This window comes from Bacteroides sp. AF25-5LB, from assembly GCF_003602965.1.
GTDB classification, from domain to species: Bacteria; Bacteroidota; Bacteroidia; order Bacteroidales; family Bacteroidaceae; genus Bacteroides; species Bacteroides uniformis.
The window spans coordinates 314,006-338,349 of record NZ_QTMC01000002.1; the positions used below are offsets into that span (position 1 = coordinate 314,006).

Below are 24,344 nucleotides of genomic sequence, written 5' to 3' on the forward strand. Positions count from 1 at the left end.
CGCTACAATACTCCGCTGACTCCGCTTCCAAACAAAGCAAAGTCCCCCAGGCACGGGTCGTCCGGAAAGGCCTCTGCCAGAGCTTCAGTAATCCGGCGGGCATTCTTCAAAGAAAATGTTTCTGTCTCGGTGAGTCCCAAAGCATAAGCCACACGGCAGACATGCGTGTCCAAAGGCACAATCAGGTCCCTGCAATCAAATCTCTCCCAAATACCAAAATCCACTTCCGGACCTTTCCTTATCATCCAGCGCAAAAACATGTTCAGTTTCTTTTGAGGACTCTTCGCCGAGACTTCCAAAAATGCACATAACCTTTCCATCGGATTACCGGCATACGTACATAAGGCATCCTCCAGACTGTCAAAAGCAGAATAAGCTGCATGCAAACGTCTGAAATAGGAATGAAAGTCAGCATAAGAAAGCATCCGGTAAAAACTGCTTCTGTCCGCAGCAGGAAAGTCATTCTTCCATCGGCAGGACAACACGTATTGATGAGGTGATGCCCCCATCAACCTATGCAACTCTTCAGCCTTTTTCAATATCTGTTTACGGTTGCCGAAACTCATGATGGCAGTCAGCAGCCCACTGATTTCAATATCCTGCTTCCGTTCATAGCGATGTGGAAACTGTATGGGATCGTTCTGAATGAAGCCGGCGCAATGATAGGCCGCCGCCCACTCCCAAAGTTGTCTTTTAATCTCCTCGGTCATCTGCAAGCATTTGTTTTTTCATCTGAAATGCAAAGATATTGCAAATCGAATGCAAAACTTTCATGCTTGCACGAAAAAGTTGTGCCGGGATATAGCTTATCTTATTTAAAGATATTGCATTTATAGCAACATCGGACAAGTAACCTATTTCTTTTCCTCCTATTTTTGCAACATGAAAAAGCCCAATAGAGCCATGCAGCAGAAAAAGACAACCCAGGAGGAATACCAAAAGTGTGTGAACGCAGTAGTGGATTATATAAATCTGCACCTCGGAGAAGAAATTGACCTGAAATCTTTGGCCAGGATTTCCCATTTCTCTCCCTTCTACTTCCACCGCATCATGAAAGCTTTTCTGGGTGAACCCGTCGGTACGTTCATTGTCCGGACGCGTACCGAAGCCGCTGCCCGGTTGCTTCGTTACTCGGACATGCCGATAGCGGACATAGCCTACCGTATAGGCTACTCTTCGCCCTCGTCACTGTCAAAAGTATTCAAGCAATTATACGGCATTTCACCATTAGAGTATCGTAACAATAAAAACTTTGTAATTATGAAACCAGCCATTATTCGTCCGGAACTGGAACTGAAACACGAAATCAAAGAAGTTCCTGCCCGCAATGTGATTTACATCCGCCTCTTTGGCGACTATAAACTGAACGACTATTGCAGCGCATGGACGCGCCTTTGCCAGTTCATCCAGGAAGAAAAACTGCCTATGGGAGAAGTGATGCCCTACTGCATCTATCACGATGACCCCAAAGTGACACCCCCTGAAAAGCTGCGTACCGATGTATGTATGGTCCTACCCTCATTTGCAACGGCCAAAGGAGACATAGGATTTAAACAGCTCGCTGCAGGCCGCTATGCCATATTCCTATACAAAGGTCCATACGAACATCTGCAGGCCGTATACGATACCATCTACGGGAAGTATATCCCCGAAATGGAATGTAGCTTACGGGATGAGTCCAGTGCGGAACGTTACCTGAATAACCCCGCAGATACGGCACCGGAGGAACTGTTGACAGAAATTTATATTCCGGTAGAGTAGGCAAACTGTTCTGCCGGAGCCATCAGACTTTCTCCCCGGAAGAGTTTAGGAACCGGACAGCGAACAAGTATTCGTTCCTCCATGGAGTAAAAATCGTTCCACCATGGTGGAACGATTTTTACTCCGCGGTGGAATGATTTTTACCTCATGATGGAACGAATAAATATCAGGCAAGCCAGTCGATACTATATTAGATACCCATATCTATACTGTATTGTAAAAAAGGGACACTCCCTTGTCTGTATGCTTGTTTTTATTCATTAATTTTGCACGACGCAATGCGAATCAAGCAATTGACGCAAACAGATAATTTTAAAATCTCCATTAAAATCAAGATAAAAGATGCAAAATGTTTCCATAAAAGGGTTTATATATGCGGCTCTCTCCTCTGCCACCTTCGGGCTGGCTCCTTTCTTCACCATTTCATTACTCCTTGCGGGCTTCTCCTCTTTCGAAGTATTGGCCTACCGATGGGGAATAGCTTCACTTACCTTGGTCGTTTTCGGCATTATGCTGGGCGAGACATTCCGCATCAGCAGGAAAGACTGGGGAACGGTGTTCATCCTCAGCCTGCTCCGGGCAGCTACCTCCTTCAGTCTGGTCATCGCCTATCAGAACATAGCCAGCGGAGTGGCATCCACCATTCATTTCATGTATCCGCTGGCCGTGGCACTGGCCATGATGGGCTTTTTCGGAGAAAAGAGGTCATTCGCCATTCTGTTTGCCGTGTTGGTGTCACTAAGCGGAGCTGGACTTTTGTCATCCGGCAAAATAGACTTTGAAGGAGGAAACACGACCATCGGGCTGATTGCTGCCGGTCTGTCCGTATTCTTTTATGGAGGATATATCGTAGGAGTAAGGAAGAGCCGTGCCGTGCAGATTCCCTCCACTGCATTGACATGCTACGTAATGGGGTTGGGAGCCTTGTTCTTTATTATAGGAGGATGTCTGACCGGAGGCATCCGGCTGGCCAATGACACCCATACATGGCTGAATATTCTCGGACTGGCACTGCCGGCAACAGCTATATCCAACATCACCCTGGTAAAGGCCATTAAATACATAGGGCCTACACTGACTTCCATTTTCGGGGCCTTGGAACCTCTGACAGCCGTAGTTATCGGTTGCCTGATATTCAATGAAAGCTTCACACCGGCCAGCGCCGTCGGCATGGCGCTGATAATAACGGCCGTTACAGTCGTGGTGGTACACGAAAAGAAAAAGGAGAGCCAGAGTTGATTGTCCTTATTTCGCCTTTTTATAATCCGTGATGAAACCCTCCATCATCCACTTGGCCAAGGCCTGGCGGTTCGAACTGATTACAAAACGGCGCTGGTCAAAAGTGTTCTGGATATTTCCCAATTCCACGAATACGGAAGCGGGAGAAGTATTGGCTAACACATAAAGATTGCGTGCGCTGACAGTTCCGGTAAACCCACGGTTGGGCTGGTGCTTGTCATATTTCGACTCGAAAGTTTTCTTCATGGTCTTAGCCAGACGCTTGCTGTCGGGCTTGCTTTTAGAGTGGTAAAAGAACACATCGGTCTGATGGCTCTTGCTGCGACTGTCCACATGAAGAAAAATGGCACGGCAATATTTATAGTTCTTGCGGTCCTTCTTGTAAAACTCATTGATTTTGGCGCAACGTTGCCGGAGACGTGCCACTTGGTTCAAGGGTATGGGAGCTCCCATGCACGTCTCACGTTTGCTGTTGGAAAGGTACTTGTCATCACGGATTCCGTCTTTAGCATCCTGGATAATGATACGGACTTCCGCTCCCTCTTGCATCAAGTTACGGGCAAGGCGCAAAGCCACATCATACGCATACTCATCTTCATGCAGTTCTATTTTGCCGATTCTGCCGATAGCTCCGGGGTCGGGGCCTCCATGCCCGCTCACTACATAAAAACAAGCACCCTGCAAACGGTTGGATGTCACTTTTACACTGGCAAGCGCTTTCCCGAACAAAGGTTCATTGATTGTCTTCTTCCCATTGCCAACCGGCTTTGATAATGGGGGCAGTACATACTTCACTCCCAGCCGCAATTCCTCCTTCCCTTTAAGAAGTTTCTTGTTCAGCTCCAAAAACTCCTTATAATAGGCTCTCCCCGGGCGCTTGTTACGTTCCAGGAAAACAGAGATTCCTTCTCCACGTCTCGGACTATCCCGCTCTTCCTGAGCCGAAGCATTAAAAGCAAACGAAGTACAAAAGAGGATGGTCAGTAAACAAAATATGCGTTTCATATTCCAATTATTCATCATTTATTCGGTTCGCTACAAATTTCCAGCCGCTAATTTATAGCATTTTACCATACTTAAGCACAAAATTATAATTTTTTCCCTACTTTTGCGACAACTTACGCGATAATAGATAAGAAACTTTTAAAACAGATAACATTATGGCAAAGCAATTCAAGCCGGAGACGCTGTGCGTACAAGCCGGATGGACTCCTAAAAAGGGCGAGCCCCGTGTACTCCCCATCTATCAAAGTACAACTTTCAAATATGATACCAGCGAACAGATGGCGCGCTTGTTCGACCTTGAAGACAGCGGCTATTTCTATACCCGCCTGCAGAACCCTACGAACGATGCAGTAGCCGCCAAGATTGCCGCCCTCGAAGGTGGTGTGGCCGCTATGCTGACATCCAGCGGACAAGCAGCCAACTTCTATGCCATTTTCAATATCTGCCAGGCAGGAGACCATTTTGTTTGCTCCTCTACCATCTATGGCGGAACATTCAACCTCTTCGGAGTAACTTTGAAGAAATTGGGCATCGACGTCACTTTCGTCAACCCGGATGCCAGCGAGGAAGAAATTTCCGCTGCTTTCCGCCCCAATACCAAGGCCCTATTCGGCGAAACCATCTCCAACCCTACGCTCGAAGTGCTCGATATAGAGAAGTTTGCCCGCATTGCCCACAGCCACGGCGTGCCCTTGATTGTGGACAACACCTTCCCTACCCCCATCAACTGCCGTCCGTTTGAATGGGGTGCCGACATCGTAGTACACTCTACCACCAAATACATGGACGGACATGCCACCAGCGTAGGTGGAGTCATTGTAGACAGCGGTAACTTCGATTGGAATGCACACGCCGACAAATTCCCCGGACTGTGCACACCGGACGAGTCTTACCACGGACTGACTTATACGAAAGCCTTCGGCAAAATGGCTTACATCACCAAGGCTACAGCCCAACTGATGCGCGACCTGGGCAGCATCCAGTCTCCACAAAACGCATTCCTGCTGAACCTGGGTCTGGAAACACTGCACCTGCGTATGCCCCAACATTGCAAGAATGCACAAGCGGTAGCCGAGTATCTTGCCCAGAACGATAAAGTGGCTTGGGTGAATTATTGTGGTCTGCCGGGCGACAAATACTACGAGCAGGCACAGAAGTACATGCCGAACGGCTCTTGCGGCGTTGTCACCTTCGGCTTGAAGGGCGGACGGGAAGAGTCTATCAAGTTTATGGATTCACTGAAACTGGCGGCCATCGTGACTCATGTGGCCGATGCACGTACTTGTGTGCTGCACCCAGCCAGTCATACACACCGCCAGTTGACAGACGAGCAACTGATGGAGGCAGGTGTACGCCCCGACCTAATTCGCTTCTCGGTAGGTATAGAGAATGCAGAGGATATTATTGCGGATATAGAACAAGCGCTGAACGCCTAAAGGAATAAACAAAAGGGAGTGCATTTTCGGACAATGCACTCCCTTTTCATTTCAATATTCTCTATTACTCAACATTCAATATAATCGTCAAACTTTCCTTGCCTTGGTAGAAGGTCTTTGCTTTCACGACCAGGGAACCACACTTCACCGGTTCTTTCCATAAGGTTGACTGGGCAGTAGGTTCCGAACCATCAGTTGTGTAACGTACTTCAGCACCATCAATGGCCACATTAGCATACAGATTTCCATCTTTTACCAATAATCCCGGCTGAGGCAAGCGGAAGTTAATCCCATTCTTTGCCCAATAAGGCATTTCACTCTTGCTGATTTTCTCATAATAAAGTGCCAAAGCCTGATTGAAAGCCTGCTGCTCCCGCACGCCGGACAGATTTTCCCATACCGGATGAGCATTCCAGCCACGTTCTGCCAGCCCTAAGATTTTCGGGAAGAGAAGATATTCCACGCCATCAAAACTACGGATAGTTTCGGCGAATAATTGCCCTTGTACACCCATAATATGTTTCTTGCCTATCTCTGTCAAAGCAGTCTTCCCCTTTTCCGCATTACCCAAATCAATGGGATTGCCTGCCATATCCACACGCAGCGAACGATAAATGCTAAAAGGAAGCATAGAGAAAGAGACAGACTCATCCACATAACCTCCCCAATCGAGTCCACGCTCGTCCGGATGACCATTGTAAGCCATATCCATATAGAAATTGCCCACGTTGCAAAGGATGACCGGGTAACCGTTATTGGCTGTCTGATAAACCACTTCATCAGAGCCCGGTACAGTATTCCAGCAATACACACCGGCAGCCTGGCCCCTCAACTGTTGATGAGCCTCTTCGGTATGCCCCAAAGCAACTTCCTGCCAACCACTGAATTTCAGTCCGTTCTTCTGCATCACATCCGCCATTTGCGTAATGAAATACTCCGACAAATCATGAGCTTTCGTCATGCCTTTTTTCTTCATCAGTTCCTGACATTTCGGGGAGCCCATCCACACGCCGCGAGGCACTTCGTCACCACCTAAATGCACTGTAAACAATGAAAGACCGGCTTCCTGATACATCGCATTAAGTTCCTGAATCACCTTCTCCATAAAACGGTAGGTAGAAGGCAAGGCGACATTCATCACATTGTCCGTATAATATTGTACAGAAACATAACGTGAAGTATCTTCCGGTTCACTCAACATATATTCTGTAGCTTTTCCCGGATCAGTTTCAAAATATTTGTTATAGCGTGCCTTCATGGAGACAATGGCAGCGCGGGCATGCCCCGGAGATTCTATTTCCGGAACAATGCGGACATGTCTTTCGGCAGCATACTTCAGCAAATCAATAAATTCCTCGCGGCTATAATATCCATTGCCTACAGTCTTTGCATCAGGGTCATAGCCACCGTCATAACATGGGTAGAGGCACTGGCTTTCGTCAGTGGTATGTCCGCGACGGCTACCCACAGCAGTCAGTTCCTCCAAACCGGGAATCTCCAAACGCCAGGCTTCATCATCACAAAAATGGAAATGCAGGACATTCAATTTATAAGATGCAAAAATATCCACCAGTTTCTTCAAGTTCTCCGGAGCGGTGAAATTACGGGCAATATCTATCATTTGTCCACGATATGCCAAGTCCGGATAATCCCGGATGGAGACTGCCTCCAGCAAATAAGGTGTCTGCTTATCCTTCAACATTGACAAAAGTGTCTGTGTACCATTAAAGATGCCATGAGGAGTGGCAGCACTGATTTTTATCAGGTTGTCACCTATATTGATAGTATAATATTCATCATTTACGGCCTCCTTCCTATCAAGCAGTTCTTCCAGCACAATCTTCACGGAAGCATTTCCGACAACTTCCAAACCATACAAACCTGTCAGTTTCTCTTTCAACAACTTGGCTTCACCGGCAAAGTTCTCCGGAAATACCAAAGCTACCTTACCTTCCAATACGACATTATCGCCTTCAATGGCTACCGCTTTCTTTACAGACGGAAGAATGTCTGACTGCACCAAAGTAGGAGCACCACCCAAGCGAAGATTGGATTCATAAATCTTAGTCGCATCCGGATAGCCGCTCATTGACTCGGGAGAAGGAAGCGGCAGCGCCTTCAAAGCCACGGGCAACGGACTGCCCTCTTTACCATCCACAGTCTCCACCCAATAAATTCCTTCCGGTACATGGGAGTTCCGGTCCAGCTTGTAAGTGCAAAGGAAAGTAATCCGCATGGAATCACCGGGAGCCAGCGAAGCAAATTCGTCTGTCGGATACATTTTGAAAAAATTACCGTTCACTACCTCTACCTTCACTTCAGAGGCTCCTTCCTGCTTCACCCCTCGGGGAAGCTGTGAATAGTAAATCGTCCAGTTCTTTTTTAGAGGTTTTTGAGAGATATTCTTGAGAATAAAGGTATTCTCATAATATCCGGGTTCGATGTCACTTGCACCCATTTCCCAGGTCAGAGCAACCGGTGCCTTAGGTTCATTACTCGTTTTACATCCAGCAAATAGTGCCATTACACAAAATAATAATCCTGCCAGAGGAAGTTTCAAAATTCTCATGCAACTCATATGTTAAGTTAATAAATGGGGGTAATCTCTAAAATCTGATGCCAAAAATAAGCATTTTAAGCTAATTAACTGATAAAAGTAATAGATTTTATTGACAGCGAGCTACAATTTAGAACTTTTATACCTACATTTGCAGCCAAATTATAACCAATTTAACTATTCTACCATGGCTAAAATAACCAAAGAAGCAGCCTTGCTCTACCATTCGCAAGGCAAACCGGGTAAGATTGAAGTAGTACCCACCAAGCCTTACAGTACACAAACCGATCTTTCTCTCGCCTACTCTCCGGGCGTTGCAGAACCGTGCCTCGAAATTGAGAAAAACCCGCAAGATGCATATAAATATACAGCAAAAGGCAATCTGGTAGCTGTCATCTCCAACGGAACCGCCGTGCTCGGCCTGGGCGATATTGGCGCCCTCAGCGGCAAACCCGTCATGGAGGGTAAAGGTCTGTTGTTCAAAATTTATGCCGGTATCGACGTATTCGACATCGAAGTAAATGAAAAAGACCCCGACAAGTTCATCGAAGCTGTCAAGGCTATTGCCCCAACATTCGGAGGTATCAACTTGGAAGACATCAAAGCACCCGAATGTTTCGAAATAGAACGCCGCCTGAAAGAGGAATTGGACATCCCCGTGATGCACGACGACCAGCACGGCACCGCCATCATCTCCAGCGCAGGATTGCTGAACGCCCTGGAAGTGGCAGGCAAGAAGATAGAGGAAGTGAAAATCGTCGTAAACGGTGCCGGGGCTTCCGCCACCTCATGCACCAAACTGTATGAAGCGCTCGGCGCACGCCGTGAAAATATCCTAATGCTGGATAGTAAGGGAGTCATTACCAGCGATCGCGAGAATCTGACCGAGCAAAAACGTTACTTTGCCACCGACCGTCGCGATGTACATACTCTGGCAGAAGCCATCAAAGGCGCCGATGTATTCCTCGGACTGTCAAAGGGTAATGTGTTGACCCAGGACATGGTTCGCAGCATGGCAGACCATCCCATCGTGTTTGCCCTTGCCAACCCTACTCCGGAAATCTCTTACGAAGACGCCATGGCAGCACGTCCGGACGTACTGATGTCCACCGGTCGTTCCGACTATCCTAACCAGATTAATAATGTAATCGGTTTCCCCTACATCTTCCGCGGTGCCCTCGACACGCAGGCAAAAGCCATCAACGAAGCCATGAAAATTGCTGCCGTGCACGCCATTGCCAACCTTGCCAAGCAGCCCGTGCCCGATGTGGTGAACGAGGCATACCACGTAAACAACTTCACCTTCGGTCCCGAATACTTCATCCCGAAACCGGTTGACCCGCGCCTCATCACCGAAGTGTCCTGCGCTGTGGCCAAAGCCGCCATGGAAAGCGGTGTAGCCCGTAAAGACATCGAAGACTGGGATGCCTACCGCCTGCAACTGCGCGAGCTGATGGGTTACGAAAGCAAACTGACCCGCCAACTCTACGACACCGCCCGCCGCAACCCGCAACGTGTGGTATTTGCCGAAGGCATCCACCCCAATATGCTGAAAGCTGCTGTGGAAGCCAAGGCTGAAGGTATCTGTCATCCTATTATATTGGGCAACGACGAAGCCATCGAGAAGCTGGCAAAAGAACTAGACCTTAGCCTTGAAGGTATTGAGATAGTAAATCTGCGTCATCCGGATGAAGCGCCGCGCCGTGAACGCTATGCCCGCATTCTATCTGAAAAACGTGCCCGCGAAGGAGTCACTTACGAAGAAGCCAATGACAAAATGTTCGAACGTAACTACTTTGGTATGATGATGGTGGAAACGGGTGAAGCAGACGCTTTCATCACAGGTCTTTACACCAAATACAGCAATACCATCAAGGTTGCCAAGGAAGTCATCGGCATCCGTCCGGAATACAAGCATTTCGGCACCATGCATATCCTGAACTCCAAAAAAGGTACATACTTCCTGGCCGATACGCTGATTAACCGTCATCCCAATGCCGAAACGCTAATCGATATTGCCAAGCTGTCGGAATATACCGTCCGCTTCTTCAATCATACACCGGTAATGGCCATGTTGAGTTACTCCAACTTCGGTGCGGATAAGGAAGGTAGCCCGGTAAGTGTACACGAAGCAGTGGATTATATGCAACAAAACTATCCTGACCTTGCCATTGACGGAGAAATGCAGGTGAATTTCGCCATGAACCGCGAAATGCGTGATGCCAAGTACCCGTTTACACGCCTGAAAGGAAAAGACGTAAACACACTGATTTTCCCGAACTTGAGTTCTGCAAACTCTGCTTACAAGCTGTTGCAGGCGATGGATACGGACTCCGAACTGATTGGTCCTATCCAAATGGGATTGAACAAGCCTATCCACTTTACCGATTTTGAGAGCTCCGTGCGCGATATCGTTAACATCACTGCAGTAGCAGTTATCGATGCTATCGTAGACAAAAAGAAGGCTGCCAAATGAGACGACCGTTATCAAAATTCCAAATAGTTTGCATTGTGCTGCTTTGGGCAGCACTTTGCTACATTGTTTTGATATCTGTCGAACGAATTGACGGTCCAATTATCCTAACGCTTGCCATTTCGGCGGCTTTAGTGTTTATTCCCGTCATAAAGTCTCTAAAAAGAGGATAAATAATATCTTTTTATTCCATTTTGCGGTATAAAACAATAAAATTGTTGTCTTATACCGCATTTTCTTTATAAAATGTTTGCTCGTTTCATTTTTATGTGTACTTTTGCAACCGCAATGAGAGGAAAAGGAAACAAACCGAAAATCGAATTGTTTTAGGTAACATATAGTAGCAACCAATAAAAGAAATAGATTATGAATGCAGCTAAGGTATTAGAAGACCTGAAAAGACGGTTCCCCAACGAACCGGAGTATCATCAAGCAGTAGAAGAAGTTCTTTCTACGATTGAAGAAGAGTATAACAAGCATCCGGAGTTTGACAAAGCCAATCTGATTGAACGTCTTTGCATCCCCGATCGCGTTTACCAATTCCGTGTTACTTGGGTAGACGATAAAGGTAACGTACAAACCAACATGGGCTATCGTGTGCAGCACAACAACGCTATCGGCCCATATAAAGGCGGTGTTCGTTTCCACTCTTCTGTAAACCTGAGCATCCTGAAATTCCTTGCTTTCGAGCAGACATTTAAAAACTCATTGACAACTCTGCCTATGGGTGGCGGTAAAGGCGGTTCGGACTTCTCTCCGCGCGGCAAGTCGAATGCTGAGGTTATGCGTTTCGTTCAGGCTTTCATGCTGGAGTTGTGGCGTCATATCGGTCCTGAAACAGACGTACCTGCCGGTGATATCGGTGTAGGTGGTCGCGAAGTAGGTTTCATGTTCGGTATGTATAAGAAGCTGGCTCATGAATTTACGGGTACTTTCACCGGTAAGGGCCGTGAGTTCGGCGGTTCGCTGATTCGTCCGGAAGCTACCGGCTACGGTAACATCTACTTCTTGATGGAAATGTTGAAGACTAAGGGTACTGACTTGAAAGGCAAAACTTGTCTGATTTCCGGTTCCGGTAACGTAGCTCAATATACGGCCGAGAAAGTATTGGAATTGGGTGGTAAGGTATTGACCATGTCTGATTCTGACGGTTATGTATACGATCCGGACGGCATTGACCGCGAAAAGTTGGATTACATCATGGAGCTGAAAAACCTCTACCGTGGACGTATCCGCGAATATGCTGAACAATATCCGGGTGTGAAATATGTGGAAGGAGCCAAGCCTTGGGGCGAAAAGGCTGATATCGCTTTGCCTTCTGCCACTCAGAATGAATTAAATGGCGACCATGCCCGTCAGTTGATAGCTAATGGGGTAATGGCAGTATCCGAAGGTGCCAACATGCCCTCTACACCGGAAGCCATCAAGGTATTTCAGGATGCAAAGATTCTGTATGCTCCGGGTAAGGCAGCCAATGCTGGCGGTGTATCAGTATCTGGTCTCGAAATGACTCAGAACTCCATCAAGTTGAGCTGGAGTGCAGAGGAAGTGGACGAGAAATTGAAGAGCATCATGAAGAACATTCACGAAGCTTGCGTGCAATATGGTACGGAAGCCGACGGTTATGTAAATTACGTGAAGGGTGCCAATGTGGCCGGATTTATGAAGGTGGCAAAGGCTATGATGGCACAAGGGATTGTGTAAGAATAAAAGCCATAGTTGTTATGAAGAAAGGCGAAGGGAGTTGTACCTCTTCGCCTTTCTTCATAATAGTAACCTAGTCAGTAGGGACATATTAAGAATTTCCTTGTCCTTCCCTCATTTTTTATTCGGTTTCGGACTCATCCATAATTCTAACAGCCCTCCATTAGCAAACACATCGTGAGAAAACCAGAATACATCATGATTTTTCACATAATTAAAACTTCAGTACCCCCTTAATCGGATAGTGATCAGAAATAAAAGTTTTTCCTGCATATTTTTCTCGAATTGTAACGTATTCCGTACACATTTTAAACCCTTTATAATAAATATAATCTATAATGGAGCTACGGGTCCCCCATCCATTGAAAGTACCAAAAGAATCCGTTTTTTTAGCAGAAGTTCTAGCATCTATCATTTTTTCATTCAGTTTTTGTATGGAAGAATCCGTATACTCCATATTAAAATCTCCGGTTAAAATTAATGGAAAATTATCAGGATTAATCTTCTGTATCTTTTCTAAAATGAGATTCAGACCTTCCTTCCGTGCCACTCTTCCGACATGGTCCAAATGAGTATTAACGTAATAAAATTTCTCCATTGTCTTTTTATCCTTCAAAAGTGCCCATGTAGCAGTACGGGTACATGCAGCATCCCACCCTATAGAAGGAATTTCAGGAGTTGAAGAAAGCCAAAAATTACCCCACTCCAACAATTCTATTTTTTTCTTATTATACATTATTGAAGCATGCTCTCCGTTGTGCTTACCATCAATGCGTCCAACACCTACAGCCTCATAGTTCGTGCAATTCTCAAGAATAAACGCCAGCTGAAAATCCAAAGCTTCCTGAACTCCCAAAATATCAGGCTTATGCTTTTTAATCATTTTTATAGTAGCTGGCTTTCTGAATTCCCATGCATTAACACCGTCCTCTGCCGTACCATACCGCATATTATAAGAAATAACAGTAAGTTGTGAACTATTTTTCCCCCTTTTTGCAGAAACGAACTGAGGTAACATAAGGGTAATTACCATAAAAATAAAAAAGGACTGTTTCATATTAATATCTATAAAAGAGATGAGAGTGTACAAAACCCAGACCAAACAATGTGCTTATCAAGGTTCCAATACACTCTCATCCAGATTATTACTAATTACGTGCTATAGTTGTGATTTCTTTAATTGTTGTATAGTTATAACGATTGGTACCGCTAAAGCTTTTTGTAGTACGAGCACCTACACGCAAAAAGAATTTACGCGAATAATCAGGGAATTGGCCTTTTGTCTTAATAGTAATTTCTTTACCTAAAACATCAGTTAAAGCTGCCCCTAACAACTGAGTAGAAAAACGCGGACTGAAGTTGAAATCTCCGACATAACTCGTTTCGCTCACAAATAACCAAGCTTCGGTAAGCGGTTGTTGGTAATCCGGATTATTTGTACCACGAGTAATTATAACCTTCACCTCCACAGTACCATCTGCATTGACCTGAGGTTCGCTTACCCATTTCACGCGCAACAGTGGCTCAATCTCATAAGTTTTCTCTACAGTACCTTTTATATCAATAATCTCTTCATCCAATGGCACAAAAGCACCTTCAGGAATAATACCATAATTGCCTGCAAATATTTTGGTATTCTGGAAAGTACCATCCTGCATACAATTAAAATCATAAGGTTCCGGAGTATCACTCCAGCTATATTCCATCATACGGATACGAATGCCGGTATTACCAATAGCTGTTTGGAAAGGTTCTTTAGTTTCCTTATCAATAAAAGCACCACGGAAAGTTTCTTCAGGTTCTCCATAATTATCCACATCGCAAGAGGTAAAATTTACCAATAAGCATAAGGACAACAAAATATATGTTAACTTTTTCATAATTGAATGTTTCGTTTCTTATAATTAATAACCTGGATTTTGTTTACAATTCGGATTCTTAGTGATTTCACCAGTCGGAATCTGCTGATAATAATTACGTGTATCATAAGTATAAGTATATCCATATTCCTGCTCCTTGATATCCATGAAATACTTCATGGCATCTGCTGCAAAGAATGGCTGCAAAGTGCGATATCTGCGTGTAGACTGTTCATCATCAATAATACGCCAACGCTTCAAATCCCAATAAGTTTTATTTTCGAAAGCAAGCTCTTTACGACGCTCTATACGCACTACATCAATTGAAGTTTCTGCAGAAGAAGCAAGCAACGTAGCACCTGCACGTTCACGAATGAGATTCACACAGCGGAAAGCCTCCTCTACATAATTCTTACCGGCATCATCGGTAACACTACCCACAGCTGCAAGTTCCATAGCCGCCTCGGCACGATTGAGCAACACTTCTGCATAACGGATGTCAATCCAATCTGTAACAGACTGATTCCAAGTTGTATTCTTCTGTTCAGGATTCAAATACTTACGAATAAGGAAACCGGAAACCGTACAGCCTATCTCCTGATTCTTCACTGTACCACTTTTCCCTGCACGCTTCATCATTGTACCATCCTTTAACAGAATTGCATTAGCATCCGTATTTTGCGATTCGCGACTGGCTAATTTCAGCAAGCTCGTCGCATCGTTAGCGTAAGCACTATAATCATCATAAAAGCCATAGGTATCTTCTGAAGGAAGAAGAGGAGAAATTTTATCACCTTCTCCAACCCAAATACCACGACGGATTTCAATGGATTCACCCTTGAACTCGTCACCCGGCAGCAATACAGTAGCACGCAAACGAGGTTCGGCATTCTTGAAAGGTTCCATTGTTGTTTCATACAATTTATAATAACCTTCCGTGTTCATGTTAGCAAAATGCCCATCGGCATCTTTCTCAAAACCTTCAAACATTTCTACAAAATCCAATGTAGGACAAATTTCTGTGTTGCTACCACCGGTAGAGGTTTGCGTAGGCTGTGCAAAACAATCATATGAATGTACACAGTCCGGATAATCAAAATATTTCACGAAAATATTCTCTTCCGTATCTTTCAAGAAAATATTCACGAAATTAGTATATTGTGCATCCTTATTATTAGCTGCCCAGTCCCCTTTGTAAAGAGCATAACCTCCTTCATCAACAATCTTCGATGCTTCATAAGCCTGTTTAAAATAATCGGCAGCACGATTTGCTGGAATTCCGCAAATACGCGCATCATTATAAACTTCATTCACATCATTATATTTGGCAATACTTCCAGCATAAAGCATAGCACGCGATTTCAAAGCTGCAGCTGCATATTTATTGGCACGTCCTTTTTGGTTCTTTGCAGACAAATGCGCAATAGCGTAGTCCAAATCACTGGAAATAAAATCCCAGACAGCCTCTTCCGAATCACGGAACAATTGTGTTTCAGGAATGCTTACTGTAGCCGGATAATCAATTACTGTGTTAACAATAGGTACACCACCATAACGCTTAACTAATGCAAAATAAGTATAAGCACGAATGAAATACGCTTCGCCCAACAAACTTTCAATTTCAGTAGCAGAATGTGAATCAGCATATTTGGGAAGTGTTTCTATAAAATAGTTCGTTTCACGTATTAAGGCATACGCAGCATCCCAATAGTTTGCTGTTTCAACTTCTGCCCCCTTCGTGTCACGGCTAATAGCTTCACCAGTCAAACAAGAAGGTTGCGCAAAATTAGAACCTCCCGAAAAGAACATGTTTACATGCGAATAGCGGAAGTCTTCTACAGGCAACGTACTATACAAACGGGCCATATAGCTTGTAACCCCCGCCGTACTTCCAAAAATATCATTATCACCAACAATATTCATTGGTGGGATGTCCAGATCTACACAAGAAGTCAATGACCCCATGCATAATGCAAATGCGAAGATATATTTTTTAATTTTCATGTTGATATTCATTTAAAATTTAAGATTTGCTCCAATAGTAACTGTTTTATTTAAAGGATAGTTATATCCATAATTTCCTGACGGGAATTCAGGATCACAATATTTCAATCCGGTAATGGTAAACAAGTTATAACCGCTTAAATAAACACGCAGCCCTTGTACACCAATTTTAGTCAACCATGATTTAGGAAGACTATATCCCACTTCAATTGTTTTCAAACGCAGATAAGCAGCATTTTGCATATTGAATTCTGAATTCCGGTTCGGCAGTGAACCAGTGTAAGCATAATGACCGCTAATCCATTTAGTTGCCGGATCGTAAGGATCTGCATGACTATCAGCAGGACGCCAACGATCCATAAATTGATCCAAAGCATTTGTATTAGCCCACAATGGATTGTAAAGCAACTCATCATAAGAGATATGACGTTTGGCAGCTCCTTGCAACAACAGACTTACATCAAAACCTTTCCAACTTGCATTAAACGTCAAACCAAAATTTATCAAAGGACGGTCTCCCGTGTTCGTCAAAGGATGTTCGTCCAATTCATTAATCCAACCATCACCGTTCCAATCCTCATAGTTATAATCACCGAGTACAGAACCACGTCCTATATAAATAGAATTGTAATAAATTTGATCCCATGAAGTAAAACGTTCGCCGGCCCCATATCCCCACCAAAGATCTGTAAAACGATCGTTTGAATTTTGTTTCCAATTCAAATAAGAATTACCTTTCCGCGCACCTTCCACATGTTTATTTTCTGAACGGGCATACGCAAAATTTCCTTTTATCTCATAACTGAACTCATTGATGGTATTACGGTGGCTTATTTCTATTTCATATCCACGGGTCATATCTCCATTCAGATTCTCTTGTGGCAATGCGGCTCCCACTACTCCCGGAAGACTCGCTGCCCGAGTGGTCAGTAATCCATCACGATCACGTCGGAAATAATCAACAGTCAATCCCAATAGGCCATCCCATGCTTCCAAATCAAAACCTATATCAAAAGTTTTAGCTTCAATCCATGAGATGCTTTGATTAGCCAATCCCTTTGTTGCAGAAGCATTGACAAATGAGCCATCAAAAATGGCACCACCCGGCATCGCATATGCTGCCCCACCTACCGGATACGTATAACCATTAAGGAACTGATACGCTAAAGCACCATCGTCACCCATCTTACCCCAAGAAGCACGTATTTTAAGGTTATTAATGAAATTCAAAGAAGATTCTTTCCAAAACTTTTCTTCAGAGACACGCCATCCCCCTGACACTGAAGGAAACATAGCCCAACGTGAATTTGCAGGGAATTTTGAAGAACCTTCATAACGGAAAGCAAATTCAATAAGATATTTGGACTTATAATCGTAAGCTACACGCCCTACCAATGCTTGATTGGCATTATCAAACAAGGCAGAAGCAGCAGTACTCTGTCCAAATTGCTGGTTATCAGCATTTCCGGCAAAAACTTGATCTATAGGAATAGAAAGTTCCTTTTTACCATTAAAGTTATCCCCCTTATAAGTCGATTCCTCAAACAGCAGCATCGCATCAATATTATGCCCATTAAACTCACGAGAGTAATTAGCTTGTACTTGCCATAAAGTATTATCTTTTGAATAGAATGTACGACCTACTTTAGGAGGATCATTACGTGTCCATACCTGATTATCTCGATATGATTTCCAAGTATTTTCAAACTCCTTATTATCATTCATTATATAATCGTAACTATATAACCCCTTTAGTTTCAATCCTTCTACCCAAGGTACATCATAACTCAATGAAAAACTTGACTGAAACCATTTGCTCTTATAAGTTTTATATCCTACAACATCCTTATCCATCATCGCCACCGGATTCATCAAAGTAGAGTTTGAAGGCTGGGTAAAACCGCCATTCTCCTGATAAATGGGATCCATCGGCTGCATCAACCAAAGACCACGAATAATATCATAAGCACCATAATGCGGTGTATTACGCTCATCCATCAAACCTGAAAGATTAACATCCAATTTCAGATTCTTAGTAATATTGGCAGAAAGATTACTACGCATTGTCCATTTATCGTAATTCATATCATCTGTCTGCAAGAAACTTTGTTGCGCTTGATAGCCAACACTCGCATAATAATTTACACGTTCCGTCCCACCTGAAATATTGATGGAATGTTGTGTCTGAGGCGCAGAACCACGTAATACTGCTGATTTCCAATCTGTAGTCTGTGCAGCGGCTATTTCTTCATCAGAATAAGAAGCTCCTCCACCATCTACATTATGACGTCCCTTTTCATTAGCCAATGTCATCCATTCTTGTGAAGTAACCAAATCTGGGAAATTGGAAGGCATTTGCCAAGTAAAGCTACCCGAATAATTAATTTCCGGTTTCCCTTGCGCACCTTTTTTGGTGGTAATAAGAATTACGCCATTGGCAGCACGTACACCATAGATAGAAGCAGAGGCATCCTTCAAAACAGAAATACTCTCAACATCTTCCGGATCAACGCGTGCCATATTATCGCGAGGAATACCATCAATTATCACCAGTGGATTCCCCAGTCCACGAATATCCATCGATGTATTGAAAGCTCCCGGCTCACTTGAATTTTGAACCACACGTAAACCGGCAATCTTACCAGTCAGCATATTCTGTAAACTTTCATTTTTTGTAGAAACAATGTCCTTCGTGTTTACGGCAGACACAGCACCGGTCAATGTCTGTTTCTTTTTCACTCCATAGCCTACCACTACCAGTTCATCAATCAAAACATTGTCACTTTGAAGGATGACATTATAAACCTTCTGTTCTGCCTTGATGGCAATCGTCTGTGACTTATATCCAATAAAACTTACTTTAATCGACGAATTTGGCGTCACCTCTAAAGAAAAGTTTCCATCAACGTCCGTCACACATCCATTTTTTGTCTTGGTATCAATGACAGTGGCGCCAATCACCAGCTCACCGGTGTTGTCCTTTACTGTACCCGATACCTTAAAAGAGTTCCCTTGTGCATACAACGTCACTGTCATGAACGACACCATTGCACACAACCAAACCTTTAAAAGATTCTGTACCACTAACTTTTTCATACTTATTAAATTTAAAATTGCAATTTGATGATTATTCTATTATTACTTTCAACATGATATATTCATAAGGCTTCATCCAAAACATCTCGTCATTAAAAGGTCTGAAGGCCTTCTGACGATAATCACATACACTTACTTCACGCGGCCTTATACTACCCCAAACAAATGATGAACAAACACTCTGCTTACCCATATTGTGCAGGCAGACAATATACCCCTTTCCATCGTCAGCAGGTTTGATACTGGATAATGCAATACGATGGCGTCCTTTCAACCGAAACAACTGCTCTATATTCTGAGAAGAACGACTGGCTACAGCCACCAATTCCATCTCACGTTCAGCTCCTCGCTGTTTCAATTTCAGGTCAAGCGGATTACAAGGCTGCAAAGAATAGCGAAACTTCGCTGTGCCTCCTTGTGATGCTTTATAATTAGTCCTCCATGTATTCGTCATTACCCATGAATAGACAATCGGCGATATCTTGGCAGACTGCCACCAGCCATATCCATGACGGGGATTCAGGCGATAATCAAGCCCTGAGGGCGAACCCAGTTCAACAAAAGGCGCATCAACGGTGGTCAGGCAGACTGCATGCTCCAAATCTCCCACAGCCAATCCGTTTTGCAATGAATAATAATGTTTGTTTACTCCCTCCAGTTGCTCACGCTCAGGATGAATTTCACTCATGGCAAGATCCATTGTAATTTCAGGTTGCTGAATATTGAATGGAAAAACAAAACGCACATTTTCAAAATCTAAAATATCCTGCTTATCCAACGTATTACAAATATCTACCCTATCTATCCCTTTGTAAACTGTCACATCACGCCATAAAGTATTACATCCTGGAGCTTTAGACTCTATACGCAGTGTAGCAGCAACCGCTCCATCATCCAACACTCTTATATTTAATATCTGTTCGATTCCCTGTGGGTCAGAAGCATATCTTCCAGTATATAAATAATCATTCAAACCGCTATTCGAAGCATATTCATAAGAGTCACCAACTCTTTTGAAAGAACTAATTGTACCTTTCACCTCATCAATTTCAACGCGTACAATTCCATTATTTAATATTTTATTCTCTGCAATCATGGAAACGAAACGTCTTGAACTCTTTTTCTTCGAGACGATTTGATATACCTCAGAAGAAAGTGCTGGTATATTTTCAGCAACAAAAGCCCAACGGCCATCATACAGACGCTGTGTCTCTACTTTTTCACCAGTCCTGGTTATCAATTCTTTTTCATTCAAATTGACCATTGAATCCAAAAACACTACATCCGTACGATTCCAAAGATTTGTATTCAGCACATGTACAAAATCCCCACCTTTGTCGACATGCAATGGGCTTAAAGCCTGTTTATATAATATTTGAGACTGATTACTTGCATTATCAGCATAAGCTTTTTTCCCTTCCCACAAATCTTTTGTAAATTTAGAATGCGGGTCAGTTCCACTAGCAGAAGCCCCCCAAGTGTGCTCAGAAAACAGTATCACATTTTTCCATGCTTCTTTAAAAGCTTTATCTGGGAAAGCGTCTGTTTTATGAAGCATACTCCAAATAGTTTCAGTCTGTGCCAAGCGTGCAGCAGTAGTACGATTCATTGCTGTCTCACAAGCAGTAGAAGCCGCTCCGTCTTCCCAAGTGGGAGTCATGTCACCAGCAAAGACGGGTAATTCAGCGCCATATTGTTCTTCGAATTTCATAAAGAACTCACGGGCAGTTGATATACGGAATTGAGGAGACTCATAACGTTCATTCCACTCACGGATTACATCAGACATTGATTGATCGGGAGGGCCGTTATCACCATGAACTGTATAACGTAAATAACAAGTTTGATATGGAAACTCCTCAGTTTCTAATTCTGTTAAATAGTCCCAGATTGGCTCAAGTCCACAAACTCCGATACGGTTAGCCAACCAGCCATGAAACCATGAGTAACCGCGCCCTGCCTGCCATACAAGTACTTTATCAGTACCTGATTGAGATTGCCAATAAAAAGGTCTATCACCCCATCTGACATGTAAAGCAGCAGCACGGTCATTTCCTATCCTCCCATAAAAAGGTACATAATTTGGTCCGGGTGAATAATATTTCACTCCATTCTTAGCCATTGCAGTGACCAATCCCCAAGCTTGCCCAGGCACATCACTCATCATTGCAGTATTCAGCTCTACTCCCACTTCATCACTAATCCAATGTGCATCATCAAAAATATGCATCAATTCTTCTTGTCGGCTAATCCCAGTCAAAATACTTCCCAAAGACATATCAACATTAATAATACCATCGCGAATGGCCTGCTTCAAACGTTCAGCCTTTTCAGTTGCTGCATATTTTTTCAAATATGCAGCAACTGCCCATGTAGCCTCCGTATTCCAACAGTAACGTGAACCTTCCGGATATTCTTTAGTACGCTCAGCTAAATCGAGTGCGCGTTCCAAATTACGCCATTGAAGTTTCATCACATCATCCTGGCGATGTGTATATCCGATATCCAAATGAGAATGCGGAAAAAAGCAAACAGTCCACTTTCTTGCTCCTGGCACTTCATATTTACGTTTCACACAACCTTGACGGCTATTCACCTTTATCTCCAAAGAAGAGGTCTCTTCCATATATCCAGCAGGGAAATATCCTTTGTACTCATCCACCCCAGTCTTTGAAGCCTCTATTTCAGCATTCCATATTTTATCACCTAATTGACACGTTAAGGTAGCCCCAGCATACAATGGAGTATTAAAACGTAATAAGAATTCTCGTTTAGGACCTTCAGCACTCTTTAGATAGCCTTGCCCAGCCACAAAAGAAATATCATCAAGCTTTCCCAATGATTGTACTGAAACCACTGTTTTTTTATAAAAACGAATTTCGCTCAAACCATAGTAATCCACATTCTGATGCATATCAGCAGCTTCCTGTATCACAACCGGATTCTTACGATCATAATGATTACCTTCTCCATCCAACGCAGCCGTAAAGCATATATAACGTGCTTTTATACCTTTAGTATCCAAAGAAAAATCCACGGATCCAGGATTACGTCCTACCGATTCAGGAATTAAATAATATTCCAAATCACCATTCTTTAGTAATTGCCATTTATTCCCATCCTCTGAGTACTCTATATATACCTTATTGAGTCCACGCCGAGTATGCTCATTCTGATTATAGTTCCATATCTGAATCAAATCTACTTCAGGACATTTTCTACTTTTACCAAAATCACACAAAAACCAGACAACTCCTTCATGAGTAGACTTATTGTAACGAACTGGCTTTTTAGAAACTTCAGACAACCACATGCCATGTCCCAGGTTATTAGCCACATGATAGCACCCCTGCATTCCATCTCCATTAACTACGGAACAAATAGTTCCTTTATTCAATTCGCTGCTGGCAGATACTTTAATTAAGCTCTCATCCAACTGTTTATACACAACAATACGTTGTGCATATCCGGTAATGAACATCATTAATAACAAAATAACGGTAATGATTTTTTTCATTCCACAAAATATTAGTTTTTAATAAAACTGCTAAACATATAAAGTAGTCTCAACAAAAACAAACCTCATTATATGTATGAACATATAGATGCAGCAAATATATATAATAAATTCAAAAAGCAAAAGTAAAACAAAGTTTTTTTTATAAAAAAATGAGATGTAATAAATTAAAAGTCAAACTAAACTTAAATTAATTTATCACTAAATTATTTATAAAAGAATACATATTAAAACTTAAACTACTAATAATTAACTAATTATGTTTAAAAACATCTTTAACTACAATATTAAAAAACAAACATTTCAAAGAATAACATCCCAGCAAAGCCCGTATTTATCAAAATGATTACACAACACACTTCAATGTTCACACATTAATTATAAGGTATAAAATTATATTTTCATTAAATCATCATACCAAAGAAACCATACAACACAAAAAAGCGTCTTCGTTTTCGAAGACGCTTAAAAAATAAAAATGATGATGTATTAATAGTATCAAAAAACGAATCACTTTACACAAGAAGTTACTTTTATACCAAAAGCGCAATACGTTAGATATAATACGCAGGCCAACGTCACCACAACACCACCGATAATACCTACAGTACCGATGGCAAAACCGATAACTGGAGTTACCACTCCACCTCCGGCAACCGCTGTAATCATCAGACCGGAAATCTGATTTGCCTTCTCCGGACGCGCCTGCAAAGCCATTGAATAAATAATAGAGAAAACAGATGAAGCAAAAAAGCCTACTGCACCAATACAAACTATATTCACCACATCCTTTTCCACTCCCATTAAAACTAACAGCGAAACGACACAAGCTACAATATTTATACGGAAATATTTCATTTCTGCAATACGGGTCAACAAGAACGCCCCTAACAAAGCACCAATCGTACGACTAAGGAAATAGACTTGAGGAGCAAATTTTACTTGCTCATCAGACCATCCAAAACGGATAGACATAAGTTTCGAACTAATAAAGTTTGTCGCCACATCCACGCCTACAATAAAGAAAATTCCTAAAAACAGTAATAGAATAGTCCGGTCTTTCAACAAAGCAAACGTATTCCTCATGGAAAGATCACTGTTCGACACAACATTTCTTTCCCGTTCAATAGGGGTTGCAATCAGCCAAACTGTCGACAATAAAGTGATGAAGCCAAGAATGGGGAAGCAATAATACCATTTATCCATCCCCCAATAATGGACAGCCAGCAATACAATCTCCGGACCGACTAAAGAAGAAGCCGCTTTTATTACCTGCCCAACTGTCAAACTACTTGTCAGGAAAGCTTTGTTAGTTATAACATTATTAAGCAACGGATTTAAAGAAACTTGTAAAATAGCATTTCCTATACCCAACAAGGCATAAGCCACCATGCAAGTTACACCATCATACGCCAATAATGGCAGAATCATACCTACAATTGTAATCACCATACTAACAAGTACGGTATTCTTACGTCCCCATTTATTCATCCGATTACCTATCGGAATTCCTAAAAACAAGAACCAAACAAACACCATTGAAGGTACAAACCCGGTCATCATAGGTGACCAGTTAAAACTACGCTGAACATAGTCTGATGAAATACCGACAATATCACAGAAGCCCATCACAAAGAAACCGAAAAGTACCGGAAAGGCTGTCATTATAGAGTTTTGTTTTTTCATTTTCATG

At 42.9% G+C, this 24,344-nt stretch carries 14 protein-coding genes; 5 read left to right on the forward strand and 9 right to left on the reverse strand.

Features of this window, described 5'->3' with window-relative positions; genetic code table 11:
* Positions 1-2: 2 nt before the first annotated feature.
* On the reverse strand, positions 3-710 hold the full coding sequence (locus DWY57_RS03575) for a TIGR02757 family protein (RefSeq protein ID WP_117964156.1): 708 nt from the start codon (positions 708-710) through the stop codon (positions 3-5).
* A gap of 193 nt (positions 711-903) precedes the next feature.
* On the opposite strand from DWY57_RS03575, the gene DWY57_RS03585 reads away from it, so the two are divergent.
* Positions 904-1,761, forward strand: a complete 858-nt coding sequence (locus DWY57_RS03585) for an AraC family transcriptional regulator (RefSeq protein WP_016272950.1) — start codon at positions 904-906, stop codon at positions 1,759-1,761.
* A 342-nt stretch (positions 1,762-2,103) separates the two neighbouring features.
* A complete protein-coding gene (locus DWY57_RS03590) occupies positions 2,104-3,000 on the forward strand; it encodes a DMT family transporter (protein WP_117974322.1) in 897 nt (298 codons plus the stop codon).
* A 6-nt stretch (positions 3,001-3,006) separates the two neighbouring features.
* Here DWY57_RS03590 and DWY57_RS03595 read toward each other — a convergent pair whose 3' ends face one another.
* Positions 3,007-4,023, reverse strand: a complete 1,017-nt coding sequence (locus DWY57_RS03595; protein ID WP_035457740.1) for an N-acetylmuramoyl-L-alanine amidase — start codon at positions 4,021-4,023, stop codon at positions 3,007-3,009.
* Positions 4,024-4,160: 137 nt separating this feature from the next.
* Between DWY57_RS03595 and DWY57_RS03600 the strand changes: the two genes are divergently transcribed.
* A complete protein-coding gene (locus DWY57_RS03600; RefSeq protein ID WP_087331714.1) occupies positions 4,161-5,441 on the forward strand; it encodes an O-acetylhomoserine aminocarboxypropyltransferase/cysteine synthase family protein in 1,281 nt (426 codons plus the stop codon).
* 64 nt (positions 5,442-5,505) lie between these two features.
* On the opposite strand, the gene DWY57_RS03605 is transcribed toward DWY57_RS03600, so the two are convergent.
* Positions 5,506-8,010 carry a family 20 glycosylhydrolase gene (locus DWY57_RS03605; protein WP_117964153.1) on the reverse strand — a complete coding sequence of 835 codons (2,505 nt, stop codon included), beginning with the start codon at positions 8,008-8,010 and terminating at the stop codon, positions 5,506-5,508.
* A 175-nt stretch (positions 8,011-8,185) separates the two neighbouring features.
* On the opposite strand from DWY57_RS03605, the gene DWY57_RS03610 reads away from it, so the two are divergent.
* Together DWY57_RS03610 and DWY57_RS03625 are read left to right on the forward strand one after the other, a co-directional pair.
* Positions 8,186-10,474: an NADP-dependent malic enzyme gene (locus DWY57_RS03610; protein WP_034522738.1), complete on the forward strand. Its 2,289-nt coding sequence runs from the start codon at positions 8,186-8,188 to the stop codon at positions 10,472-10,474.
* Positions 10,475-10,837: 363 nt separating this feature from the next.
* Positions 10,838-12,175 carry an NADP-specific glutamate dehydrogenase gene (locus tag DWY57_RS03625; protein WP_117964151.1) on the forward strand — a complete coding sequence of 446 codons (1,338 nt, stop codon included), beginning with the start codon at positions 10,838-10,840 and terminating at the stop codon, positions 12,173-12,175.
* A 214-nt stretch (positions 12,176-12,389) separates the two neighbouring features.
* Here the strand turns inward: DWY57_RS03625 and DWY57_RS03630 are convergent, their stop codons facing one another.
* From DWY57_RS03630 to DWY57_RS03655, 6 genes are all read right to left on the reverse strand, one after another.
* A complete protein-coding gene (locus tag DWY57_RS03630) occupies positions 12,390-13,232 on the reverse strand; it encodes an endonuclease/exonuclease/phosphatase family protein (protein ID WP_120164383.1) in 843 nt (280 codons plus the stop codon).
* A 91-nt stretch (positions 13,233-13,323) separates the two neighbouring features.
* Entirely contained in the window at positions 13,324-14,055 is a 732-nt protein-coding gene (locus DWY57_RS03635; RefSeq protein ID WP_117964149.1) for a DUF3823 domain-containing protein, read from the reverse strand.
* 24 nt (positions 14,056-14,079) lie between these two features.
* Complete coding sequence (locus tag DWY57_RS03640) at positions 14,080-16,038, reverse strand: RagB/SusD family nutrient uptake outer membrane protein (RefSeq protein ID WP_227203892.1); 1,959 nt, start codon at positions 16,036-16,038, stop codon at positions 14,080-14,082.
* Between the two features lie 12 nt (positions 16,039-16,050).
* On the reverse strand, positions 16,051-19,134 hold the full coding sequence (locus tag DWY57_RS03645; RefSeq protein ID WP_117600491.1) for a TonB-dependent receptor: 3,084 nt from the start codon (positions 19,132-19,134) through the stop codon (positions 16,051-16,053).
* 31 nt (positions 19,135-19,165) lie between these two features.
* Positions 19,166-22,651 carry a glycoside hydrolase family 38 C-terminal domain-containing protein gene (locus tag DWY57_RS03650; protein WP_119961342.1) on the reverse strand — a complete coding sequence of 1,162 codons (3,486 nt, stop codon included), beginning with the start codon at positions 22,649-22,651 and terminating at the stop codon, positions 19,166-19,168.
* A 510-nt stretch (positions 22,652-23,161) separates the two neighbouring features.
* Complete coding sequence (locus tag DWY57_RS03655) at positions 23,162-24,337, reverse strand: MFS transporter (protein ID WP_117652722.1); 1,176 nt, start codon at positions 24,335-24,337, stop codon at positions 23,162-23,164.
* Between the last annotated feature and the right edge of the window lie 7 nt (positions 24,338-24,344).

Bases quoted from the DNA above. Each gene is read 5' to 3' on its own strand.
- DWY57_RS03650 (WP_119961342.1), bottom strand. From the start codon at position 22,651: ATGAAAAAAATCATTACCGTTATTTTGTTATTAATGATGTTCATTACC.
- DWY57_RS03625 (WP_117964151.1), top strand. From the start codon at position 10,838: ATGAATGCAGCTAAGGTATTAGAAGACCTGAAAAGACGGTTCCCCAAC.
- DWY57_RS03645 (WP_117600491.1), bottom strand. From the start codon at position 19,134: ATGAAAAAGTTAGTGGTACAGAATCTTTTAAAGGTTTGGTTGTGTGCA.
- DWY57_RS03575 (WP_117964156.1), bottom strand. From the start codon at position 710: ATGACCGAGGAGATTAAAAGACAACTTTGGGAGTGGGCGGCGGCCTAT.
- DWY57_RS03640 (WP_227203892.1), bottom strand. From the start codon at position 16,038: ATGAAAATTAAAAAATATATCTTCGCATTTGCATTATGCATGGGGTCA.
- DWY57_RS03605 (WP_117964153.1), bottom strand. From the start codon at position 8,010: ATGAGAATTTTGAAACTTCCTCTGGCAGGATTATTATTTTGTGTAATG.
- DWY57_RS03635 (WP_117964149.1), bottom strand. From the start codon at position 14,055: ATGAAAAAGTTAACATATATTTTGTTGTCCTTATGCTTATTGGTAAAT.
- DWY57_RS03600 (WP_087331714.1), top strand. From the start codon at position 4,161: ATGGCAAAGCAATTCAAGCCGGAGACGCTGTGCGTACAAGCCGGATGG.
- DWY57_RS03590 (WP_117974322.1), top strand. From the start codon at position 2,104: ATGCAAAATGTTTCCATAAAAGGGTTTATATATGCGGCTCTCTCCTCT.
- DWY57_RS03585 (WP_016272950.1), top strand. From the start codon at position 904: ATGCAGCAGAAAAAGACAACCCAGGAGGAATACCAAAAGTGTGTGAAC.
- DWY57_RS03595 (WP_035457740.1), bottom strand. From the start codon at position 4,023: ATGATGAATAATTGGAATATGAAACGCATATTTTGTTTACTGACCATC.
- DWY57_RS03655 (WP_117652722.1), bottom strand. From the start codon at position 24,337: ATGAAAAAACAAAACTCTATAATGACAGCCTTTCCGGTACTTTTCGGT.
- DWY57_RS03630 (WP_120164383.1), bottom strand. From the start codon at position 13,232: ATGAAACAGTCCTTTTTTATTTTTATGGTAATTACCCTTATGTTACCT.
- DWY57_RS03610 (WP_034522738.1), top strand. From the start codon at position 8,186: ATGGCTAAAATAACCAAAGAAGCAGCCTTGCTCTACCATTCGCAAGGC.